At 43.1% G+C, this 21,633-nt stretch carries 19 protein-coding genes, 1 other RNA gene and 1 pseudogene; 13 read left to right on the forward strand and 8 right to left on the reverse strand.

Going from position 1 to position 21,633, the window contains the following annotated elements:
• The first annotated feature begins 17 nt into the window (after positions 1-17).
• The 3 genes from FLP08_RS10345 to FLP08_RS10355 all read left to right on the forward strand — a co-directional run bounded on the left by FLP08_RS10345 (position 18) and on the right by FLP08_RS10355 (position 5,284).
• A complete protein-coding gene (locus FLP08_RS10345; RefSeq protein WP_156276612.1) occupies positions 18-2,507 on the forward strand; it encodes a PIG-L family deacetylase in 2,490 nt (829 codons plus the stop codon).
• Positions 2,508-2,615: 108 nt separating this feature from the next.
• Positions 2,616-4,319 (forward strand): sodium:solute symporter family protein, encoded by a 1,704-nt coding sequence (locus FLP08_RS10350; protein WP_156276614.1) that lies wholly within the window; start codon positions 2,616-2,618, stop codon positions 4,317-4,319.
• Positions 4,316-5,284, forward strand: coding sequence for a Gfo/Idh/MocA family protein (locus FLP08_RS10355; protein ID WP_156276616.1), 969 nt, complete (start codon positions 4,316-4,318; stop codon positions 5,282-5,284). Before FLP08_RS10350 ends, FLP08_RS10355 begins: the two co-directional genes overlap by 4 nt.
• 97 nt (positions 5,285-5,381) lie before the next feature.
• On the opposite strand, the gene FLP08_RS10360 is transcribed toward FLP08_RS10355, so the two are convergent.
• The gene (locus FLP08_RS10360) at positions 5,382-6,230 is read right to left on the reverse strand and encodes a DUF2911 domain-containing protein (protein WP_156276618.1); all 849 of its coding nucleotides are present in this window, start codon (positions 6,228-6,230) and stop codon (positions 5,382-5,384) included.
• Between the two features lie 131 nt (positions 6,231-6,361).
• On the opposite strand from FLP08_RS10360, the gene FLP08_RS10365 reads away from it, so the two are divergent.
• Genes FLP08_RS10365 through FLP08_RS10375 form a run of 3 tightly spaced genes read left to right on the forward strand, consistent with a single transcriptional unit; the run spans position 6,362 to position 8,885 of the window.
• Positions 6,362-6,871 carry an SRPBCC family protein gene (locus FLP08_RS10365; RefSeq protein WP_156276620.1) on the forward strand — a complete coding sequence of 170 codons (510 nt, stop codon included), beginning with the start codon at positions 6,362-6,364 and terminating at the stop codon, positions 6,869-6,871.
• Between the two features lie 5 nt (positions 6,872-6,876).
• A complete protein-coding gene (locus tag FLP08_RS10370; RefSeq protein ID WP_156276622.1) occupies positions 6,877-7,575 on the forward strand; it encodes an SDR family NAD(P)-dependent oxidoreductase in 699 nt (232 codons plus the stop codon).
• On the forward strand, positions 7,575-8,885 hold the full coding sequence (locus tag FLP08_RS10375) for a cryptochrome/photolyase family protein (RefSeq protein ID WP_156276624.1): 1,311 nt from the start codon (positions 7,575-7,577) through the stop codon (positions 8,883-8,885). The genes FLP08_RS10370 and FLP08_RS10375 overlap by 1 nt, the downstream gene beginning before the upstream one ends.
• Here FLP08_RS10375 and kdsB read toward each other — a convergent pair.
• Positions 8,878-9,624 carry a 3-deoxy-manno-octulosonate cytidylyltransferase gene (gene kdsB, locus FLP08_RS10380; protein ID WP_156276626.1) on the reverse strand — a complete coding sequence of 249 codons (747 nt, stop codon included), beginning with the start codon at positions 9,622-9,624 and terminating at the stop codon, positions 8,878-8,880. The genes FLP08_RS10375 and kdsB overlap by 8 nt on opposite strands.
• 24 nt (positions 9,625-9,648) lie before the next feature.
• Positions 9,649-11,085, reverse strand: a complete 1,437-nt coding sequence (locus tag FLP08_RS10385; RefSeq protein ID WP_156276683.1) for an ATP-dependent DNA helicase — start codon at positions 11,083-11,085, stop codon at positions 9,649-9,651.
• A gap of 124 nt (positions 11,086-11,209) precedes the next feature.
• Here FLP08_RS10385 and FLP08_RS10390 point away from each other — a divergent pair, with 124 nt between their 5' ends.
• The 5 genes and pseudogenes from FLP08_RS10390 to FLP08_RS10410 all read left to right on the forward strand — a co-directional run.
• The gene (locus tag FLP08_RS10390) at positions 11,210-11,863 is read left to right on the forward strand and encodes a hypothetical protein (RefSeq protein ID WP_156276628.1); all 654 of its coding nucleotides are present in this window, start codon (positions 11,210-11,212) and stop codon (positions 11,861-11,863) included.
• A complete protein-coding gene (locus FLP08_RS10395) occupies positions 11,847-12,665 on the forward strand; it encodes a DUF3822 family protein (RefSeq protein WP_156276630.1) in 819 nt (272 codons plus the stop codon). The genes FLP08_RS10390 and FLP08_RS10395 overlap by 17 nt, the downstream gene beginning before the upstream one ends.
• On the forward strand, positions 12,665-13,198 hold the full coding sequence (locus tag FLP08_RS10400) for an RsmD family RNA methyltransferase (protein WP_156276632.1): 534 nt from the start codon (positions 12,665-12,667) through the stop codon (positions 13,196-13,198). The genes FLP08_RS10395 and FLP08_RS10400 overlap by 1 nt, the downstream gene beginning before the upstream one ends.
• 15 nt (positions 13,199-13,213) lie before the next feature.
• Positions 13,214-13,594 carry a hypothetical protein gene (locus tag FLP08_RS10405; RefSeq protein WP_156276634.1) on the forward strand — a complete coding sequence of 127 codons (381 nt, stop codon included), beginning with the start codon at positions 13,214-13,216 and terminating at the stop codon, positions 13,592-13,594.
• 56 nt (positions 13,595-13,650) lie between these two features.
• Positions 13,651-14,391, forward strand: a pseudogene (locus FLP08_RS10410) (glycoside hydrolase family 16 protein); the annotation flags it as partial.
• 31 nt (positions 14,392-14,422) lie between these two features.
• On the opposite strand, the gene rnpB reads toward FLP08_RS10410, so the two are convergent.
• An RNA gene (rnpB, locus tag FLP08_RS10415) (RNase P RNA component class A) lies at positions 14,423-14,736 on the reverse strand.
• Positions 14,737-14,851: 115 nt separating this feature from the next.
• Between rnpB and FLP08_RS10420 the strand changes: the two genes are divergently transcribed.
• Positions 14,852-16,822, forward strand: coding sequence for a DNA polymerase III subunit gamma/tau (locus FLP08_RS10420; protein ID WP_156276636.1), 1,971 nt, complete (start codon positions 14,852-14,854; stop codon positions 16,820-16,822).
• A gap of 2 nt (positions 16,823-16,824) precedes the next feature.
• Positions 16,825-17,409, forward strand: a complete 585-nt coding sequence (locus FLP08_RS10425; RefSeq protein ID WP_156276638.1) for a MiaE family protein — start codon at positions 16,825-16,827, stop codon at positions 17,407-17,409.
• On the opposite strand, the gene FLP08_RS10430 is transcribed toward FLP08_RS10425, so the two are convergent.
• From FLP08_RS10430 to pdxH, 4 genes are read right to left on the reverse strand one after another with little or no spacing between them, the layout of a single operon-like run.
• On the reverse strand, positions 17,406-18,311 hold the full coding sequence (locus FLP08_RS10430; protein ID WP_156276640.1) for a Ppx/GppA phosphatase family protein: 906 nt from the start codon (positions 18,309-18,311) through the stop codon (positions 17,406-17,408). The two genes, FLP08_RS10425 and FLP08_RS10430, sit on opposite strands and share 4 nt — an antisense overlap.
• The gene (gene ppk1, locus FLP08_RS10435) at positions 18,311-20,413 is read right to left on the reverse strand and encodes a polyphosphate kinase 1 (protein WP_156276642.1); all 2,103 of its coding nucleotides are present in this window, start codon (positions 20,411-20,413) and stop codon (positions 18,311-18,313) included. Before ppk1 ends, FLP08_RS10430 begins: the two co-directional genes overlap by 1 nt.
• Positions 20,414-20,419: 6 nt before the next feature.
• On the reverse strand, positions 20,420-20,905 hold the full coding sequence (locus FLP08_RS10440) for a SixA phosphatase family protein (RefSeq protein ID WP_156276644.1): 486 nt from the start codon (positions 20,903-20,905) through the stop codon (positions 20,420-20,422).
• A 3-nt stretch (positions 20,906-20,908) separates the two neighbouring features.
• Positions 20,909-21,553 carry a pyridoxamine 5'-phosphate oxidase gene (pdxH, locus tag FLP08_RS10445; protein ID WP_156276646.1) on the reverse strand — a complete coding sequence of 215 codons (645 nt, stop codon included), beginning with the start codon at positions 21,551-21,553 and terminating at the stop codon, positions 20,909-20,911.
• Between the last annotated feature and the right edge of the window lie 80 nt (positions 21,554-21,633).

The following is a 21,633-nucleotide window of genomic DNA, read 5'->3' on the forward strand; positions in this document are numbered from 1 at the left end:
GTAAAACCTAAGATTCAATGCGCAAATTAATACTTGCTCTTTTTCTAATAGCCTACACTTTTAGCCAGGCCCAGGCTCCTGAAAAATGGGGATCCTCTGAAATTTACAATCATATCAAAAAGCTGAACTTTCTTGGTTCGGTACTATATATTGCGGCTCATCCCGATGATGAGAACACCCGCTTGATCTCTTATTTTTCGAATGAAAGAAATGCCAGGACGGCTTACCTTTCCCTTACCCGCGGCGATGGCGGCCAGAACCTTATTGGTCCTGAACTAAGGGAGCAACTGGGATTGATAAGAACACAGGAACTGCTGGCCGCAAGACGCATCGATGGCGGGGAACAATTCTTCAGCAGGGCCAACGATTTTGGTTATTCCAAAACCCCATCAGAAACCCTGGAGATCTGGAACAAAGATGAAGTGCTAAGTGATGTGGTTTGGGTCATTAGAAAGTTCAGGCCAGATGTGATCATTAACAGGTTCGATCATCGCACACCGGGCAGTACGCACGGACATCATACCTCTTCGGCGATCCTGAGCGTAGAAGCTTTCGAACTTTCAGGATCAAAAGATACTTATAAGGGTCAACTGGAATATGTGGAGGCTTACCAGCCAAAACGCTTATTTTTTAATACTTCCCCATGGTTCTACGGTGGGGATGAAGCCTTCGCCCAGGCCGATAAATCGAATTTCATAAGTTTCGATACCGGAACCTATTTTCCGTTAAGAGGTCTCTCAAATACTGAGATCGCTTCGCTAAGTCGTAGCCAGCATCGTTCCCAGGGTTTTGGAAGTACAGGCAGTCGTGGCTCACAAATGGAATATCTTGAACTTATAAAGGGAGAACTTCCTGCCGAAGACTCCAATATTTTTGAAGGTATAGATACTAGCTGGAACCGTATCGAAGGAGGAAAAGAGATTGGCGAGGTACTTTTAGAGGTTGAAAATAATTTCGATTTCCAGGATCCTTCAAAAAGTTTACCTCAACTTTTAAAGGCTTACGAATTGATCCAAAACCTGGAAGACGAACACTGGAAGGAAGTAAAGACTCGGGAGATCAAAGAGATCATATATGCCTGTTCCGGGCTTTACCTGGAAGCAGTGGCAGAAAAGCCCAGCATCACCCCTTCCGAAGACTTACAGGTAAGGCTGGAAGCTATTAATCGCAGCAATCAGGAAATTGTACTTAACAGAGTTGAGCTAACCCCGAATAATTCAGTTCTAAACCCGGAGGTAAAACTAGCCAATAACAAGGGATGGGACGGGAACATGAATTTCAAGATCCCGGCTACAGCCCAGTACACCACGCCTTACTGGCTGGAAAAAGAAGGGAGCATGGGAATGTATAGTGTGGAAGATCAAAAACTACGCGGCCTACCCGAAACGCCGCTGAATACCAAGGCGACTTTCAAGATAAATATCGGGGGCGTGAACATGAATTTCGAAAAACCAGTGGTTTATAAGTATAACGACAATGTATATGGCGAGACCTATAAGAATTTTGAGATCGTCCCACCTGTAGATCTGAATTTCACCGAGGATGTGCTTATTTTCAATAACACCCAGCCCAGGGAGATTAGCATTCGGGTTACAGCCAAAAAGCCTCAGCTTAAGGGTGAGCTAAAACTTACCGCGGGTAAAGGATGGAAGATAGAACCGGTAAAAAGCCAGTTTTCCATTGCCCAGGCTGGAGGTTCTGAAAATCTTAAGTTCAGGATCACTCCACCCGAAACCCAGAACGAAACCAGACTGATTCCCCAGGCGAGCATAGACGGAAAGGTCTATGATCTAAATCTGGTAGAGATCAATTACGAGCATATTCCAGATCAAAACCTGGTAAAACAGGCTAGTCTTAAACTGGTAAAACTGGATATCAACAAAAAAGGTGAGAATATCGCCTATATCGAAGGAGCCGGGGATGTAGTCCCTGAAAGCCTGGAACAAATAGGTTATAAAGTGACCAGTCTCTCTCCAGGGGAGATCTCCCTGGCCAGGCTACAAAATTTTGACGCCGTAGTCCTGGGAATAAGGGCTTACAATGTGGTTGAAGATCTTAAATTCAAACAGGAGATCCTAAAGCAGTATGTGAAACAGGGAGGTACCATGATCGTCCAGTACAATACCAACCGCGGATTGGTAACCGGCGACCTGTCGCCTTATGATCTAGAACTTTCCAGGGACCGGGTAACCGATGAAAATTCAGAAGTAAGCTTCCTGGCTCCCATGCATCCGGTGTTGAATACCCCTAACAAATTAACCAGTAAAGACTTTGAAGGTTGGGTACAGGAAAGAGGACTTTATTTTCCTGATTCCTGGGGAGAGCAATTCACGCCAGTTTTAAGCATGCATGATGCCGGTGAAACCCCAAAGAACGGCAGCCTTCTGGTAGCCAAATATGGAGAGGGACATTATATCTATACCGGCCTTAGTTTTTTCAGGCAGTTTCCTGAAGCCGTTCCGGGGGCATTCAGGTTATTTGCAAATCTAATCTCAATAGGGAAATAATGGAAAAACCCGAAACCTACCACTGGAAGAGAAGCTATACCCTTGTTCTTATTGCCAACGCGATCTATATCCTCGCGTTCTATTTAATCATGAATTATTTCGCCTAATATGCAATTAATAGACTGGATCGTTCTTACAGGAACCATCGCCTTTATAGTTTGGTATGGAGTTTATAAATCCCGGGGAAGTAAGAACGTCGAAGATTATATTGGTGGAGGGAAGAATGCGAAATGGTGGACCATAGGTCTTTCGGTCATGGCTACCCAGGCCAGCGCGATCACCTTTCTTTCTACACCGGGACAGGCCTTTCACGACGGGATGGGATTTGTACAGTTCTATTTTGGCCTTCCCATCGCCATGGTCATCATCTGTATGGTCTTTATTCCTATTTATCACCGGCTGAAAGTTTATACCGCTTACGAATACCTCGAATCCAGGTTCGACCGGAAAACAAGGACCCTTACCGCGATTTTATTCCTGGTACAGCGCGGACTCGCGGCCGGAATCACCATTTTCGCCCCAGCCATCGTCCTTTCGGCGGTGCTGGGTTGGAACCTTACCTATCTCACTATCATTATCGGGGTGTTGGTGATCATCTATACGGTTTCAGGAGGAACAAAAGCGGTAAGTGTAACCCACAAACAACAGATGGCCGTCATACTTACGGGAATGATCTTCGCATTTTTTATCATTCTTAGTTATCTCCCAGATTCAGTAAGTTTCAGCAATGCGCTGGAGATCGCCGGAACCGGCGGTAAAATGAACATACTCGATTATTCTTTCGATTTCGAAAATCGCTATACCCTCTGGAGCGGCCTTATTGGAGGAAGCTTCCTGGCCCTCTCCTATTTTGGAACAGACCAGAGCCAGGTGCAAAGATACCTTTCCGGGGGCTCGGTGAAAGAAAGCCAGATGGGAATGATCTTTAACGGACTATTAAAAGTGCCACTTCAGTTCTTTATCCTTCTGGTTGGGGTGATGGTCTTTGTATTTTACCAGTTCAATACGGCTCCACTTAATTTTAACCCGGCCGCCACCGAAACCGTGCTCAATTCTAATTATTCGGAACAGTATCGAGATCTTATGCTCGTGAACGAAGAGATACAGGAGCGAAAACAGGATTTAAGTCTGAACTATGCTGAAAATAAGTCATCAATGACTAAGGAGCAGGTCGCCGATTTTGAACAGCAATATGTGGCCCTGGAAAAGGAGCAAAAAGATGTAAGAGAAGAAGCAAAAATGTTTATAGATGCTTCAGACGAAGAGGCAGAAAGCAATGATAAGGATTATGTGTTCATTCATTTTATCCTGAATAATCTACCAAGAGGCCTCATTGGCCTGCTATTAGCGGTAATCCTTTCTGCGGCCATGTCTTCCACGGCATCAGAATTGAATGCCCTAGCTTCTACCACGGTAATAGACCTTTATCGCAGGAACCATAAAGAGAATAAAAGCGAGGAACACTACCTGGCAGCCTCGAAATGGTTTACCCTGATGTGGGGAGTTATTGCGATCGCCTTCGCCAGCCTGGCCGACCTTTTTGACAATCTAATTCAGTTAGTGAACATCATTGGCAGCATTTTCTACGGAAACGTTCTGGGGATATTTTTACTGGCCTTTTTTATAAAATCGGTAAAAAGCAACGCTGTTTTTATTGCAGCGATCATCACCCAGGCTATCATATTCCTGGTATTTGAACTGGAACTCATGCCCTACCTATGGCTGAACGTGTTGGGATGCGGGCTGGTTATCGCCATTGCGGTGCTAATACAGATGTTCACGCAATCTAATTCGGAAATTGAAACTACATGAAAAAGATAAATTGGGGTATCATTGGGCTGGGGAAGATCGCGAACAAATTCGCTAACGACCTGGCTGAAGTTGAAGATGCAAAGCTATACGCGGTGGCCAGCAGGAACCGGGAGAAAGCTGAAGAGTTTGCCCTGAACCACCAGGCGGAGCTAGCCTATGGCGCCTACAGCCAACTTATAGAAGATGCCAATATAGATGTGATATATATCGCGACTCCGCATATATTCCATTATGAATTGACCCTAGAATGCCTGAAAAACGGAAAGGCTGTGCTTTGCGAAAAACCTTTCGCCATGAATACCGGCCAGGCCCTGGAAATGATAAAAGTCTCGAGGTCTAAAAATGTTTTCCTAATGGAAGCTTTATGGACGAAATTCCTTCCACATTTCGAATTCGCGGAGGAAAAGCTGAAGTCCGGGGAAATGGGAAAAATCAAGTCCATAAAAGCAGATTTTGGCTTTAAGGCCGAATTCGATGAAACCAAACGACTTTTCAATAAATCCCTGGGGGGCGGTAGCCTGCTGGATATAGGAATTTACCCGGTCTTCCTGGCGTATTCCTTATTGGGAATGCCTGAAGAGATCCAGGCAAGCGCAGAATTCTCCGAGACCGGGGTGGATTCGTCCTGCCAGATCAGATTCAAATATACCGGCCAAGTACAGGCAGAACTTTATTCCACCTTCAAGGAAAAGACACCTACCATTGCCGAAATTGAACTGGAAAAGGGGAAAATGATTATTAACGAAAGGTTTCATGAACCTACGTCGGTAACAATAATTGAGGAAGGAAAAGAAGAAACCAAGGAGTTCGGAGTTCAAACCACCGGTTATTATTTTGAGGCCGCCCATGTAGGCAGGATGCTTACACAGGGAAAGACCGAAAGCGACCAATGGAGCCTGGACCACACTAAAGACCTGATGCAGCTACTGGATAAGATAAGGGAACAGATAGGCCTGGAATATTAAAAAGAAAAAAGGTTCTCCTCTACTATTTCGTCAACCTGAATTTATTTCAGGATGACATAAAGAGGAAAACCTTTAATGTTTTAAAATGGTTCAGGAATTATTTACTTCCTTCCCATTCTGCTATAGACTCTTTGTTCATTTTCACGTAATCATCATTCTTGGCCTTTTCAGCAGAAGCTAAAGATTTTTTTGCGGTGGCGATCGCCTGCTCTTTTTTACCCATATCGGCTTCTATAAGGGATTTTCTTCTTAGGATCCAGAATGCCTGATCACCGGCCATTTCAGCTGCTTTGGAAACCCATTGATGAGCTTTTTCAAGGTCTTTCCCTGCTTCATGATAATAGCTTCCGGCAGCAAAATAATCGTTAGCCGTAGGGCCATTCATCACTTTCTCGATGCTGGCCATGGTTTTCTCATCGGTAGGGAATTCCATTTTCAGCATGGCAATGGTATTTTCCCAGATAAAGTTAAGCACGGCAGAGTCGTTTTTAAGTTCGTCTATCACAATGGTAAAAGTTTCCATTTTCATAGGCATCTCCATGGTTTCGGCTTTGGCCTTTAGAGCCACCTTGCTTTCGTCCCACTGCTGAGGCACTCCCCAGTTATCTGTTGAAGAGTAGAACATCACTTCCCAGGAATCCTTGTTTGGAATCGTGTAAATGGCGTAAGAACCTTTTTTAAGTTCTTTGCCGTTTATCATTACATCATCGCTAAATGTAATCTTGGTATTAGCATTAGCTCCGGTTCTCCATACCTTACCATAAGGAACAAGATCACCAAAAATAGTTCTCCCACGCATGCCTGGCCTGGAATATTCTACGGTAACATCGGTAAGCCCTACCTTTTGTTCAATTTTGGCGGAGGGACTTGGCTGAGGAGCCTCGATCTGGGCGTTCATAGAGATCGAAAGACAAAAGATCACTGCAAGAGATAATAGTTTTTTCATATTGGTACAGTTTAGTTTTGAGTAAATATAGTAAAGATTTCTCCTACGAATGAAATTCATTTAATTTTTGTTTAACTAATATTATTTCTTTTTAAACAAAATGAGTTTTACTTTTACTTCAAACATTTATAATGAAAATCTATCGTCTGCAAAGCCAGCAAAAATTACCCATGAGCGTGGAGGAGGCCTGGCAATTCCTTTCAGATCCTAAAAACTTAAAGACCATCACTCCAGATTATATGGGGTTCGAAATCTTATCGGGAGAAGACCGCCCCATGTTTCCAGGGCAGATCATACAGTATATAGTTACCCCGGTTGCGGGCATAAAGACCAAGTGGGTTACCGAGATAACCCATGTCAAGGAAGGCGAATATTTTGTAGATGAACAAAGATTTGGCCCTTACTCTTTATGGCATCATAAACATTTTATCAAGCCTATTCCTGGAGGAGTGGAAATGGAAGACATTATAGATTACAAACTGCCCTTGGGGATCTTGGGCCAGCTAGCTCATCCTATTCTGGTAAAACCAAAGCTGAATGAGATCTTCGATTATAGAAAGAACAAGCTGATCGAGCTTTTTGGTGAATACACCGGGGACGCACAGAAAAATGAAACCCTGAAACAAGATATATTAAATTAAAAATTATGAGTAAGAACATTCTACTAATTGGTGGTTCAACGGGAATTGGTTACCAGATCTCAGAACTGCTAAAAGCAAATCATAACGTAATTGTGGCCTCGAGAAATACCGGGCAGCTAGATACAGATAAAGTAAAACACCTGGATTTCGATGTCCTCAAAGACGACATTTCAGAGCTGGACCTGCCAGATCAGATCGATGGCCTGGTTTACTGCCCAGGAAGCATTGATCTTAAGCCCTTTAAAATGATAAAACCGGAAAGTTTCGAAAAGGAAATGCAGCTTAATTTCTTCGGTCTTATGAGATCTGTTCAGGGACTGCTGGACAAACTAAAAAATTCTAAACAGGCAAGTCTTGTATTCTTTAGCACGGTTGCGGTAAAGGTAGGAATGCCATTTCATACCAATATTGCAGCAGCTAAAGGTGCGATAGAAGGTTTTGCGAAGTCTCTCGCTGCCGAGTATGCCCCGAATTTCAGGGTAAACGTGATAGCGCCTTCCCTTACCGATACCCCCCTGGCGGAAAAACTTCTATCCAGTGAAGATAAAAGACAGAAAATGGATCAAAGACATCCACTTAAACGAGTAGGTCAGGCCAAGGATATTGCCAACCTGGCTGCATTCCTGCTAAGCGATGAAAGCGGCTGGATCACCGGGCAAATCCTGGGAGTTGATGGCGGACTGTCTACCATAAATAACAATTAATGGGAAAGGAAGTAAACATATTCTGGTTCCGTAGGGACCTTAGACTTGATGATAATGCAGGCTTAAAGGCAGCACTTCGTGATGACCTGCCTGTATTACCAATTTTTATTTTTGATAGCGAGATCCTGGATAAGTTACCCGAAGACGATGCCAGGGTAAGTTTTATTTATGACAACCTTCAGGAAATGAGGGATCAGTTGCAAAATGAAAACGACAGTTCCATTGGGATGTACCACGGTACTCCAAAAGAGATCTTCAAGGAACTGATTAAGGATCATCAGGTTAAGAAAGTTTTTACCAATCGGGATTATGAGCCTTATGCCAAGGACCGCGATGAAGAAATCAAAGAATTACTCGAAGAAAATGATATCGAATTTCACGATTTCAAGGATCAGGTGATCTTCGAAAAAGACGAGGTGGTAAAACAGGATGGGGATCCATACGTGGTATATACTCCGTACAAGAATACCTGGATGGACAAATTCAGGGAAACCGACCTGGATTTTCACTATACCGCAAGATATTCAGATAATTACATAAAAAACTCCAGGCTTCCCAATCTCAGCCTGAGCGATATAGGTTTTAAAAAATCCTCCATTAAAGTTCCAGATTACCAGGTCACCCCCGGTCTAATAAAGGACTATGAAGATAAAAGGGATTATCCCGCAGAGGAAGGTACCTCCAGGCTTGGACCTCATTTAAGGTTCGGAACCGTAAGTGTACGGCAAATGGTTCGAGAGGCAGATAAACAAAAGAACAAGACCTTTCTGCAGGAGCTTGTATGGCGTGAGTTCTTCATGCAGATCCTGTATCATTATCCAGAAACGGTTACCGATGCATTTAAGAAAAAGTATGACCGTATAGACTGGAGAAACAATAAGGACGAATTCGAACTCTGGAAAAAAGGAGAGACCGGTTTTCCGCTTGTGGATGCCGGAATGCGACAACTCAATAAATCTGGCTACATGCATAATCGCATACGGATGCTTGTGGCTTCCTTTTTATGCAAACATCTGCTGATAGACTGGCGCTGGGGTGAGGCCTATTTTGCCGAAAAGTTGCTGGATTATGAAATGTCTTCCAATGTAGAAAACTGGCAGTGGGCTGCCGGAAGTGGTGTAGATGCCGCCCCTTATTTCAGGATCTTTAATCCTACCACGCAGATCGACAAATTCGACGAGAACCAGGAATATATTAAGGAATGGGTTCCTGAATATGGAACCGATGACTATCCTGAAAAAATGGTAGACCACAAGGAAGCCCGGGAGCGAGCATTAAAAACATATAAAGAGGCCGTAAGTTCTAACTAAGGATCTTACGGGCCTTTTCAAGATCTTCAGGGGTATCTATACCTATACTTTTAACACTGGTTTCCACCATTTTGATCTTTTTACCATATTCCAGGTAGCGTATACATTCTATCTTTTCGGATGCTTCCAGCGGCAGCATGGGTAATTTGTAGAAATCCATCAAAGCCGATTTTCTAAAGGCATAGATCCCTATATGTTTATAATAGGTCACTTTGGCCGATGTGTCTCGTGGATATGGAACAGGGAATCTAGAAAAATAAAGCGCAAATCCTTCCTTGCCCGTGATCACTTTTACGTTATTCGGATTGGTGATCTCATCACTGCCTTTCAAAGGAGTTTTTAAAGAGGCCAGGTCTATTTCCTCTGCTCCTTCCTGCTGGAATACTTCGAGTAATTTCGCCAGGCTGTTCTTGTCTATAAAAGGCTCATCACCCTGGACGTTCAGCACGATATCTACCTCCATATCTTCCACGGCCTCGGCAATACGGTCACTGCCGCATTCATGTTCCTTTTTACTTCTTAGAACCTTCCCACCATTTTTTTCGATCTCTGAATAGATCTTATCGCTATCGGTCACCACGTAAACTTCATCGAAAAGACCGGTATTCAACGCGGCTTCGTAGGTCCTGGTGATTACGGTTTTCCCGTTCAGGTCTTTTAACAGCTTTCCAGGGAATCGAGAGGCTTCGTAGCGCGCCGGGATCATGGCGATGATCTTATTTTTGACTGGTCCTTCCATATAATTTTTCGGTAAAAGTAATGATTAGTTAGGTTTGAAGAAATCGTCCCCAAACCCGATAAGGTATAATTTATCCTGTGCCCGGGTTACTGCAGTATATAACCACCTAAGGTATTCCTTTCCTACGCCGTTAGGCAGGTATGGTTGCTCTATAAAAACATTCTTCCATTGTCCACCCTGGGATTTATGGCAGGTAATGGCATAAGAAAATTTGATCTGCAGGGCATTGAAGTATTTATTGTTCTTTATGTTCATGAACTGCTTGTACTTAGACCGCTCATTTGCATAGTCCTTTTTAACTTCCTCATATAATTTATTAGATTCTTCGTAGGTTAAAGATGGGGTATTACTGGTAAGTGTGTCCAGCATGATCACCGTTTCAAAAGGTCTCATTTTAGGATAATCTACCATCTGCACCTGCACTTCCGCAAAGCGGAAACCATAAAGATCCTTGAACCCGAATATTTCCAGAATTTTCACGATATCCCCATTGGCGATAAAACCAGCCTCACTGGTAGGCTTCACCCAGAAATAATTATTCTTCACCACCATAAGGTAATCACCCGCCGAAATCTCCTCTTCCTGGAAAAGGATTCGGGACCTTATCTGCTGGTTATACATATTGGCACGCTTGTTTGACCTCACAATGATACTGGTATCTTCATGCCCGTTCTGGCCATAAGAATCCTGAATGGCATCCATGATCTCGTACCCATCGGTAAGCCTTACCACATCTGCATTTCCGGAAAGTTCGAACTGGAAGCTTTCGTAGAAACCCTCCTGAAGACTTTCCCTGATAAGGGTTGCATTATGCAGAATATCGCTTTCTTCACTTTGTCTTACAACTTCATCCAGCTCTATAAAAGACACCTGTTTATCATAATTCATCTCGAGCTTCTGCTCTTCAAGTGCAGGGCTAAGATCCATCTTCACCGGTGGTAACTGGGCAGTATCTCCTATCAATATCAACTGGCAATTATGCCCCTGATAGACATATTGAATAAGGTCATCTAATAGCGATCCATTTTCAAACAATTTTGAATTACCTCCGTCATCTGAAATCATCGAGGCTTCATCAACGATGAAGAGGGTATTCTTGTGCTTGTTAGGCTGTAAGGTAAATTGTACCCCGCCTCCGCTGGATTTCTTCGGAAAATATATTTTTTTATGTATGGTAAAGGCCTCTTTATTGGAGTAATTAGAGATCACCTTGGCCGCCCGGCCCGTGGGAGCCAAAAGAACCCCAGATTTCCTGATCTTCCAAAGGTTCTTTACCAGCGTACTTATAATAGTGGTCTTACCCGTACCGGCGAATCCCCGCAATAGAAACAACCTGTCCTTCCCTCCATTCACCACGAATTCAGACAACATCTGCAGGGCAACATCCTGCTTATCGGTTGCTGTGAATCCAAGGTCTTTAAGGAGTAATTTGAAGAAGGAATTAGGGGTGGGTTTTTCCATATAGAGGGCATAAAATCTCAAAGATAAGAAGGGATTTTTATGACAGAAACTTTTCCGAATAAAAAAAAGTTGTAGATTTGCGTGTAACCAATAACCTTCAAATTAAAACATAAACTTTTAAAGCATGAGATTTGTAATACAGATACTTCTTTGGTTGGTGATTATCTTCCTGGCATATCTTACTTTCAACGCGGTTTACGAACCGATCCAATTCAACAAAATAAAAGAAAAAAGATACGCTAAGGTTATCAAGAACCTTAAGGATATCAGATCTTCTGAATTAGCGCATAAAGAGGTAACTGGAAAATTTCAGGGAGACTGGGATAGCCTGGTAAAATTCCTTGATACTGCAGAGTTCGCTATTACTCAACGTAGAGATACAACTTATCTTGATGAGGAATACAAGAAAACTTATGGTGTAGACCAGTATATAGAAAGTGTAGTTATCGATACTCTTGGATTCGTACCCGTAAAAGATTCATTGTTCAAAGGTAACGAGGAAAGATACCGTACCATGATGAATATTCCAATTGAAGGTGTTGATGGCACTTTTGATCTTGAAGCAGGAACTATCACTAAAGGTGAATCACAAATCCCTGTTTTCGAAGTAAAAGTTGCTAAAGCTAAAATCCTTGCAGATCAGGACAGAACTTTGGTTCTTCAGGAAAACGAGATCCAGTCTGTAGACGATGTGAACGGAAGATATATCAGCGTAGGTTCTATGAGCGAGGTCAATACCAGCGGTAACTGGCCAAAAGTTTATGGTGACAACGAATAATAAAGAAAACTCCTATAAAAAGATGTCCATTCAGGTGAGCCTGAATGGACTTTCTTTTTGTATCCTAAACCAGGATGAGAACGAGATCTGTTATTTCAAAAAAATAGATTTCGACAAACAGCTGGACCCCATAAAGCTCCTGGCCAAGATCGAGCTCACCTATGAGCAGGAAGACGAGCTAAACCAGCCGGTGAACGAAGTGACGGTTATTTATAACAATTCACTCTTCAGCCTGGTGCCGGCAGAACTATTCGATGAGGAGCAGGCTGCTAGCTACCTAAAGTTCAATACCAGGATCCTGAAGACCGATTTTATCGCCTTCGATCAAATCAACGAAGAGATGGTGAATGTATACATTCCATATACCAATATCTCTAATTACTTTTTTGATAAATACGGGGAATTCGAATACAGGCATAGCCTGAGTGTTTTAATTGACTCCCTGCTGAAATTTCCTAAAGAAACCTCGGGTCCGAAATTATACCTGCATGCCCATCGCAATTCTTATGAGCTGGTCATCATTGAAAATGCAAAGCTTATTTTTGCCAATTCTTTTGAATTCGATACCAAGGAAGATTTTCTATACTACCTGCTTTTCACCGCTGAACAGCTAAACCTGAATCCCGAAAAATTCGAACTGGTATTGATGGGAGATATCTCCAGGGATAGCGAGGAATATAAAATGGCCTGGGATTATATCAAAAACATTACATTTATGGGGCCTTTCCACCCCTTCAGCTTTACTGAAAAGGCTAAACCGGAAGATGAACTTTCAGAATACCTCCTAATTAAATCATTATAATGCGAATCATCTCAGGATCACATAAAGGAAGAAGAATCACCGCACCGGCGAAACTTCCGGTAAGGCCCACCACAGATGTAGCCAAGGAAGCATTATTCAATATCTTGAATAATTATTATCATATTTCTTCTGTTTCGGTATTAGACCTGTTCTCAGGGACCGGAAATATCTCTTATGAATTCGCCGCCCGAGGAGCTGAGACCATTACCGCGGTAGACGCGAACTACGATTGTGTGAAATTCATAAAAAAGACCTCTGCCGAACTCGAATTTCCTATTACCACCATAAAAAGCGATGTCTTTAAATACCTTGCCAAAGCGCCGGTAAAAGCCGATATCATATTTGCAGATCCTCCATACGATATTAAAAAGGAAGATTTCGCCAGAATTCCGGAACTGGTTTTCGCCAACCAGCTTCTAAAAGAAGATGGACAACTCATCATAGAGCATTCTAAACACACCGACCTTTCAGACCTGGAACACTTTACGGAAAGCAGGAAATACGGAAATTCAGTTTTTAGTTTCTTCGAATAATCCCTATATTCGATTATGACCAAGGTTACTAAAAAAATCGAGCTTAGCTTCGCATTACTTATTTTCTATGATTCGGTAGTCGTTTCTACGGTCAAGGAAGATATGGTAGTTGAACAGGAGCACGTAGAAGAGCTCAGGAAGATCTGTACAGAGCATTTTGGTGACCGTAACTTTGCCTATATCACCAACCGGAAGAACAATTACAACGTAAATCCCGTAGTTTATATAGACCTGGTAAGAACTAATCGATTAAAGGCTATTGCGGTGGTAAGTGAAAATCTTGACCGGTTGAAAACCGCCAATTTTGAAAAGAATTTCTCCCCGGTTCCCTACGAGCTTTTTAACCACGAAGAAGAAGCAATTGTTTGGGCCAACAGTATTGTTTCGGCTAACTAAGGATGAAGTCCTCCCTTATATTTTCCCTCTTTTTAATTCTTATCAATTTCCAGATGATGGTGGCGCAGAATTATAAGCTTATTTGGAGTGATGAATTCAATTATTCGGGAAAACCAGATCCTGAAAAATGGAGTTATGAAACCGGCTTCATCAGGAACCTGGAAAAACAAATCTATACCCGGAGAAACAAAAATGTAAGGGTTAAGAACGGAAACCTGGAACTGGTAGCTCACAGAGAGAAGTTCAGGAACAAACGCTTTGATCCTGAAATAAGGAACTACAGGTATAACACCGCCACTTCAGATTATACTTCCGGCAGCATTCACACCCAGGGCAAATTCGAATTCAGGTATGGTCGCATAGACGTTCGAGCTAAACTGCCCCGGGGAAATGGGGTTTGGCCGGCGATCTGGATGCTGGGAGCGAATTTTGAGGAAATAGAATATCCCCTGGCCGGGGAGATCGATATCATGGAATTTGTTGGGGTCGAACCCAATGAAATTCATGGCACGGTGCACTACCCCTGGGATAACCATGCCGGAATAAAAGCCGATGGTGGAACTTTTGAACTTGAAAATATTGCGGCTGAATTCCATATCTACTCACTTGAATGGAACGATGATAAAATCGAGTTCCTGGTAGACAACAAGGTTTATCATGAATTCGAAATCGACGAGGCCGGGCAGGAAAGAAATCCCTTCCGGAAACCATTTTACCTGATATTGAATCTTGCCCTTGGTGGAAACTGGGCGGGAGAAGTAGATCCCGAAATTTTTCCACAAAAATTCCTGGTAGATTATGTTCGGGTCTATCAAAAAGAAGAAGAAAAAAAAAAGCAGGCCTGTAAGCCGGATTCTGTCACCCGATAACTGATCGGGCTCCTTATCATTTATCTGAAAATAGCGTTGCCACTATTCTTTAGCTGCCTACCCTCCGGCAACGGACGGGCGATCCTTAAATACCGGTATACATGGCATTGCACCGTATAGAGTTTACCTGATTTCACTACAGCTTAACCTGTACATCCTTTCTGTTGCACTGGTCCTGATCTCACGACCGGTGGGCGTTACCCACTATACTGCCCTGTGGTGTCCGGACTTTCCTCTCCGAAAAAATGTCGGAACGATAAGGCGGCCTGCTTCTGGGGCAAATGTAAGTTAATTTCTGTTGATTTCTTCCCGCATTTGTTCATAAATAAGACTGGCTGCACTGGACTTTAGGCCTGTGATTTTTATATTTGTAGTTCAATACTTTTTGATGGAGCATTTTGTAGTATCAGCAAGAAAATACAGGCCACAAACTTTCAAGGATGTGGTAGGACAACAGGCAATCACCAATACCCTGGCCAATGCCATACAGAACAATCACCTGGCCCAGGCTCTGCTTTTTACCGGGCCGCGTGGAGTTGGAAAGACCACCTGTGCTCGTATTCTTGCAAAAATGATCAATCAGAAGGAAACCCAGGACCCAGACGAGGATTTCGCTTTTAATATTTTTGAACTGGATGCGGCCTCGAACAACTCGGTAGATGACATCAGGAATCTTATAGACCAGGTCAGGATCCCTCCACAGGTAGGAAACTACAAGGTATATATTATCGATGAGGTACATATGTTGTCACAATCTGCCTTCAACGCTTTTCTTAAGACCCTGGAAGAACCGCCAAAACATGCGATCTTTATTCTGGCCACCACAGAAAAGCACAAGATCATTCCTACCATACTTTCACGTTGCCAGATCTTTGATTTTAAACGCATCACTGTTACCGATGCGAAGAATTACCTGGCCTATATCGCTGAACAGGAAGGAGTGAATGCTGAAGATGATGCCCTGCATATCATTGCCCAAAAGGCCGATGGTGCTATGAGGGATGCCTTATCCATCTATGACCGGGTGGTAAGTTTCAGCGGAAATAACCTTACCAGGCAGGCGGTTACCGAAAACCTGAACGTGCTCGATTACGACACATATATGCAGGTAACCGATCTTATCCTTGAAAACAATATTCCTCAATTACTGGTTACTTATAACGATATACTTTCCAGCGGTTTCGACGGTCATCATTTTATTGCCGGCCTTGCCTCCCACTTCAGGGACCTTATGGTGTGCAAGGACCAGAAGACCATTGCGCTACTGGAAGTTGGTGAACAAACCAAGGCAAAGTATTTTGAACAGTCTCAAAAGACTTCCCATCAATTCCTTCTGGAGGCTATTGAACTGGCCAACGCCTGTGATCTTAAATACAAGACCAGCCACAACCAGAGATTACTGGTGGAGCTTTGCTTGATGCAACTAGCATCGATCACCTTCGGTCAAGAAAAAAAAAAGCCTGAAGCTAAAAAGATAGTTCCTGCGGCAAATTTCGAGCAGGAAGCAGTAAGTATACCTAGAGAGAAAAAGGAACTCGTTAGGGAGAACGAACACGATACCTCCTCTCCTGCTGAAGAAGCCAAACTGCCTACTGAAAAAACAGCCACGGAATCCTGCGCCAAAGAAGAAGAAAAACAATATTATTCTGAAGAGAGCCCGGCAGGGGAAGTACCTCAGGCAGCTGCAGAAACAGAACCAGTAAACGAAGAACCTGCGCCAGAGTCGGAAGTTTCTGAAATAAGTCAGGAAAATGAGGAGTTTTCAGGTGAGAGCCTATTCCCATCTGGTAATCATGGAAGCAATACCACGGTTTCTACAGAAACCACGACCACGGCTGTAAAGCCTGCCGTTGAAAAAAAGAAAACAGAATCTTCTAAAAACGGACTTCCTGAAATAAAAAGAGAGAAAGTTTCCGGATTATCCCTTAAGAGCATCGGCAAGAAAAAAGAACTAGCCGAAAAACAGAAGGCCATGATGCCAACCGAAAAGGTGATGGACGACCACTTCACCGAGGAGGATATGGTTACCGAATGGAAGAAATACACCGAACGCCTTAAAGATAAAGGAGAAAAGATCCTGGCTTCGATCTTCGAGTCCCAGGTGCCAACTTTAAAAGGCAAGGAGATCCATGTTACCTTCCCTAACGAAACCATGAAGATAGACCTGGAAAGGGAAGAAAACAGGCTGATGACCTATTTAAAGGCAAAACTCAGGAACACACATATTAGCCTGAAGATCAATGTAAATGAAACGATCTCGAAAAAATACGCCTTTACGCCACAGGAAAAATATGAGAAATTAAAGGAAGCCAATCCTTTATTAGATAAATTAAGAGCAACCTTCGATCTAGACGTATAATTATGTTAGGACTTAAGTTACCCACAGATCCAAGATGGGCAGATATCGCTGAGAAGAATATAGAAGATATCCTGGTAGACCATGCTTATTGCGAACAAAAAGCGGCTTCTACCGCCATCTCGCTTATTGTCACCTACCCGGAATATTCAGAGTTGGTAACGGCCATGACCGCCCTGACCCGGGAAGAAATGGGCCATTTTAAGATGGTTCACGACAAGATCCTGGAAAGAGGCTATAAAATGGGTTGGGACCGTAAGGACGAATACGTGATCAAACTCAGGAACTTCTTTCCCAAAGGAGGCAGCCGGGCAACCCAGCTGGTGCACAGGCTACTTATCGCGGGACTAATTGAGGCGAGAAGCTGTGAACGTTTCAGGTTGCTTTCTGAGGAGCTGAAAGACCAGGAACTGGCAAAATTCTACAGGGACCTTATGGTTAGCGAGGCTAACCATTATACTATGTTCCTTAAATTCGCCAGGAAATTTGGCGAAAACCGGGAAGAAGTAGACCAGAAATGGCAGGACCTACTGGAATACGAAGCCGAGATCATGAAAGACCTCGGCAAGGAAGAAAGCATTCACGGCTAAGCTTTCTTTTTCCTTTTTGAATCGTTATACAGGGATTTAATGATCCCATCGGCAAGACCTATCTTTGGAACATAGATCCAGTTCGCCTTGGCCCACTTCATGGAATTCACGTAGATCTTGGACGCGGGGATAATTACATCTGCCCGGTCATTTTTCAGATCCAGTTCGGTGATCCTTTCCTCGTAGGTGTACGAATTAAGTTTTTCATCGTAATCCTTCAGGTATTTCAGGCTTAAGGGCTTTCCATCCTTTTTCCCGCTAGTCTTAAAGATATTATTAATGTTCCCACCGGAACCTATCAGATCTATTTCATTAAAATCGCGGGTAACTTCTTTCACCCAGTCGCGCATTTCTTCCCAGGTTTTGTGTTCCACGAGATCTTCCATCATTCTCACTGTACCAACTTTGAAGGATCTTGAAGCAACGGTTTTCCCGTTGCTGTACATGGTATATTCAGTACTACCCCCACCCACATCTACATAAAGGTAATTATGATCGTTCTCTATAAGCGCATGCAGGTCGGTCGCTGCAATGATCGCCGCTTCGTGGCTACCATCGATAACCTCGATCTCTATTCCGGAATTTTCTTTTACGGTCCTGGCGATCTCCACGGCATTGGTCGCTTCACGCATGGCCGATGTCGCGTAGGCCTTATACTTCTCTACTCCATGAGATTTCATTAAGAGACTGAAGGCATGCATGGTGTCTATCACCCTGTCTCGGTTCTTTTCTGAAACCTTCTTTTTAAGGAACACATCGGCTCCCAGACGGATTGGCACCCGAACCAGGGAGGTCTTCCTGAAACTGGTTTCCATCCCCTCTTTTTCAGTAATGGTAGAAACCAGAAGTCTAACGGCATTCGAACCAATATCTATAGCAGCGTATGTTCTTTGCTTTATCATTATTCCTGAATATCTGTTTTTCTTAAATAGTAATCATAAAGGGCGAACTGGGACCTTATTTTTTCCCCTTCACTTTCTCGATACGGGTTTTCCATTCCGCGGCAATGCATCCTCGCTTTCACATTATCGTTCCAACTAATGTCAAAGGTTTCTATGAGCTCCTGTTTGATATCCTCATCATAGATGGGGCAGGAAATTTCTACCCGCTGGTCAAGGTTTCGTGTCATAAAATCGGCTGAAGATATATAAACCCTTCTATCCCCGTTATTTTCGAAAATATAGACCCTGGGATGTTCCAGGAACTTATCCACTATGCTTATCGCTTCGATATTTTCGCTAAGACCTTCCACTCCCGGCACGAGGCAGCAAATTCCTCTCACCAGAAGTTTTACCTTCACCCCGGCTTTACTCGCCATGTAAAGTTTGTCTATCACGCCATTATCTGAAAGGCTGTTCAGTTTTAATCTGATACCGGCCGGTTTCCCGTTTTTAGCATTATCTATCTCGTTCTGAATTAGATTATAGATCACATTACGGGTATAATGTGGGGAAACGATAAGATGCTTGTATTTATTAACCTTATAGTTTGTTTCGAAGAAATCGAAAACCATATTCACTTCTTTCAAAATATCGGGATCGGCAGTGAAAAGCGTATAATCGGTATATACCCTGGAGGTACTTTCATTAAAGTTACCGGTACTAATAAAACCATATCTTTTAAGTTTTCCTTCCTCTTCCCTTTCAATCACACAGGTCTTACAATGAACCTTCAAGCCTCGAACCCCGAAGATAAGATTCACTCCTTCTTCCTGCATTTGTTCGGCATATCGAATGTTGGCTACCTCATCGAACCTCGCCCTCAGTTCTATCTGAACGGTCACTTTTTTCCCATTCTTAACCGCGTTAATAAGGGAACTCGCGATATGGGAAATCTTTGCCAGCCTGTAAATAGTGATCTTTATGGTCTTCACCTTTGGGTCCAGTGCAGCCTCTCTTAAAAATTTCACCACATAGGCAAAACTCTGGTACGGAGTATAGAGCAGGTAATCTTTTTCAGCAATACCACTTAGAACACTGGTTTGCAAAATCAGCCCGGGAATGGGTAGAGCTTCCCTCACCTCGTATTGCAGGTCTTCCCTGCCCAGGCTTGGGAAATCCATATAATCCCGCCGGTTATGGTAACGCCCACCGGGAATGATACTATCGGTAGCATCAATGCCCATCTTGTTCATAAGGTACGTAAGCGTATCTGAATCTATATTCTTGTCGTAAACGAACCTCACCGGGTCACCTTTGATCCTGTCTTTTACACTATCTGAGATCTTTTCGATAAAACTCTTACTAAGGTCACTATCCAGATCCAGCTCGGCGTCCCTGGTGATCTTGATCATATGCGCCGAGAGACTCTCGTATTTGAAAATATTGAAGATAACGTTCAGGTTAAACCTTATAAGGTCATCTAACAGTATGATATATTGATTTCCATTTTCTTCAGGCAGGACCACGAAGCGTTCAATATTCCTGGGGATTTCGATAAGAACATATTTCTTTTCCTTCACCTCTCTTTTTATGATCTTGGAGATACCATGGGAAGGCTCGGTCTCTTCTGACATCACCATTTTCACAGCCAGGTAGGCTGCGCTATCTTTTAAGGAAGGCATTTCGGGAAGGTCATTCAATACGATGGTCACCAGTGCCGGGCTTACCTTGCTCAGGAAAAAGTTCTTGATGAATTTTTCCTGGTTTCGGGTAACCTCATCCTCGGTAATAATATGTATCCCGTGAGATTTTAGCTTGGACTGAATATCCTCCAGGATCTTAAGACTTTCAGATTGCTGGTCTATCACTATTTTGGTGATCTCTTCCAGCAATTTGTTCGCCTTAATGCCTCCCAGTACTTTCTTGGCCGCTTTCCCGGCAAGATCTATTCGCTTTACCGTGGCATAGCGGACCTTAAAAAATTCATCAAGATTATTCGAAAATATACCTAGAAACCTGAGGCGCTCAATAAGCGGTACGGTTTCATCTGCGGCTTCCTGTAAAACTCTGGCATTAAAAGACAGCCAGCTCAATTCTCTGTTTATATAACGTTTTTCGGCCATATGGGTCTATCGGAGATTTTTGGGCAATAAGGTGAGTATGGTCTTACCTTTTCTTATTTCCTGCCAGGAGTCCGTATCGAAATCTATCACGCAAAGTCCCGTGGTAGGGAGATTATCGATCTTTTTATCTCCCAGCGAATTCACCAGGATGGTCATGGCAGGATTATGACCAAATACAATTAGCTGGTCCCGGTCTCCGGAATAGGACCTGATGGAATTCAAAAGTTCGTTCTGGTTAAAGGTGTATAACTCTTCTTTTACCTCAAAATCCTCATCCTTTACATTTAGCCGTTCCTTGAATAGGTTTGCAGTGGTGTTCGCTCTAACGGCATAACTGCTCCAGAACTGAGCGCCTCCCTGGTAAAAATGCTCAAAGGCATCGAGCACAACTTCAGCATCCTTATAGGCGCGTTTCTTTAAAGGTCGTTTATGATCGGGGAGATCATTATCCCAGGAGGACTTTCCGTGTCTAACCAATATTAATCTTTTCATATCTTAAGGTGCTAGTCTTTCTATATTCCAGTTCTGAGCTTCTTTTGTAAACTGAATCCTGTCGTGTAACCTGCTTTCGCGTCCCTGCCAGAACTCGAATCTTACTGGTTTGATATTATATCCACCCCAGTAATCTGGTTTGGGGATTTCCTGGCCTTCGAACTTGTCTTCCAGTTCCTGTAGCCTGTTTTCCAGGTATTCCCTGGACGGGATCACCGAGCTCTGGTTTGAAGCATTCGCTCCCAGCTGGCTTCCCCTGGGCCTGGAATGAAAATATTCCTCAGATTCCTCTTCTGAAAGCTTTGAAACTTTACCGGTTATAATAACCTGTTTTTCCAGTGATGGCCAGAAAAAGGAAATACAGCATTTTGGGTTTTCCTGAAGGTCTTTGCCTTTTTGGGATTCATAATTGGTAAAGAAAACGAATCCTTCCCTGCTGAAGCTTTTCAGTAAAACTACCCTGGTCCTGGGCCATAGATCCTTCCCAACCGTGGAAATACTCATGGCATTGGCCTCCTCTACAGAATCTGCCTCGTCTGCCAGGTGAAACCAGGATTCAAATAAATCAAAAGGGTCCCGGGGAATATCAGATTCCAGTAATTCCCCTTTTTCATAAGACTTTCGGTAATCTTTAAGGTCTTTTTGCATTTCTAAAGGATAGTTTCATGCAATTTACAAGTTTAAATATCAAGGTAGAAAAAAAGGCTGGAAATTTATAGAGGAGATTT

The organism is Christiangramia aestuarii (genome assembly GCF_009735585.1).
Classification (GTDB): domain Bacteria; phylum Bacteroidota; class Bacteroidia; order Flavobacteriales; family Flavobacteriaceae; genus Christiangramia; species Christiangramia aestuarii.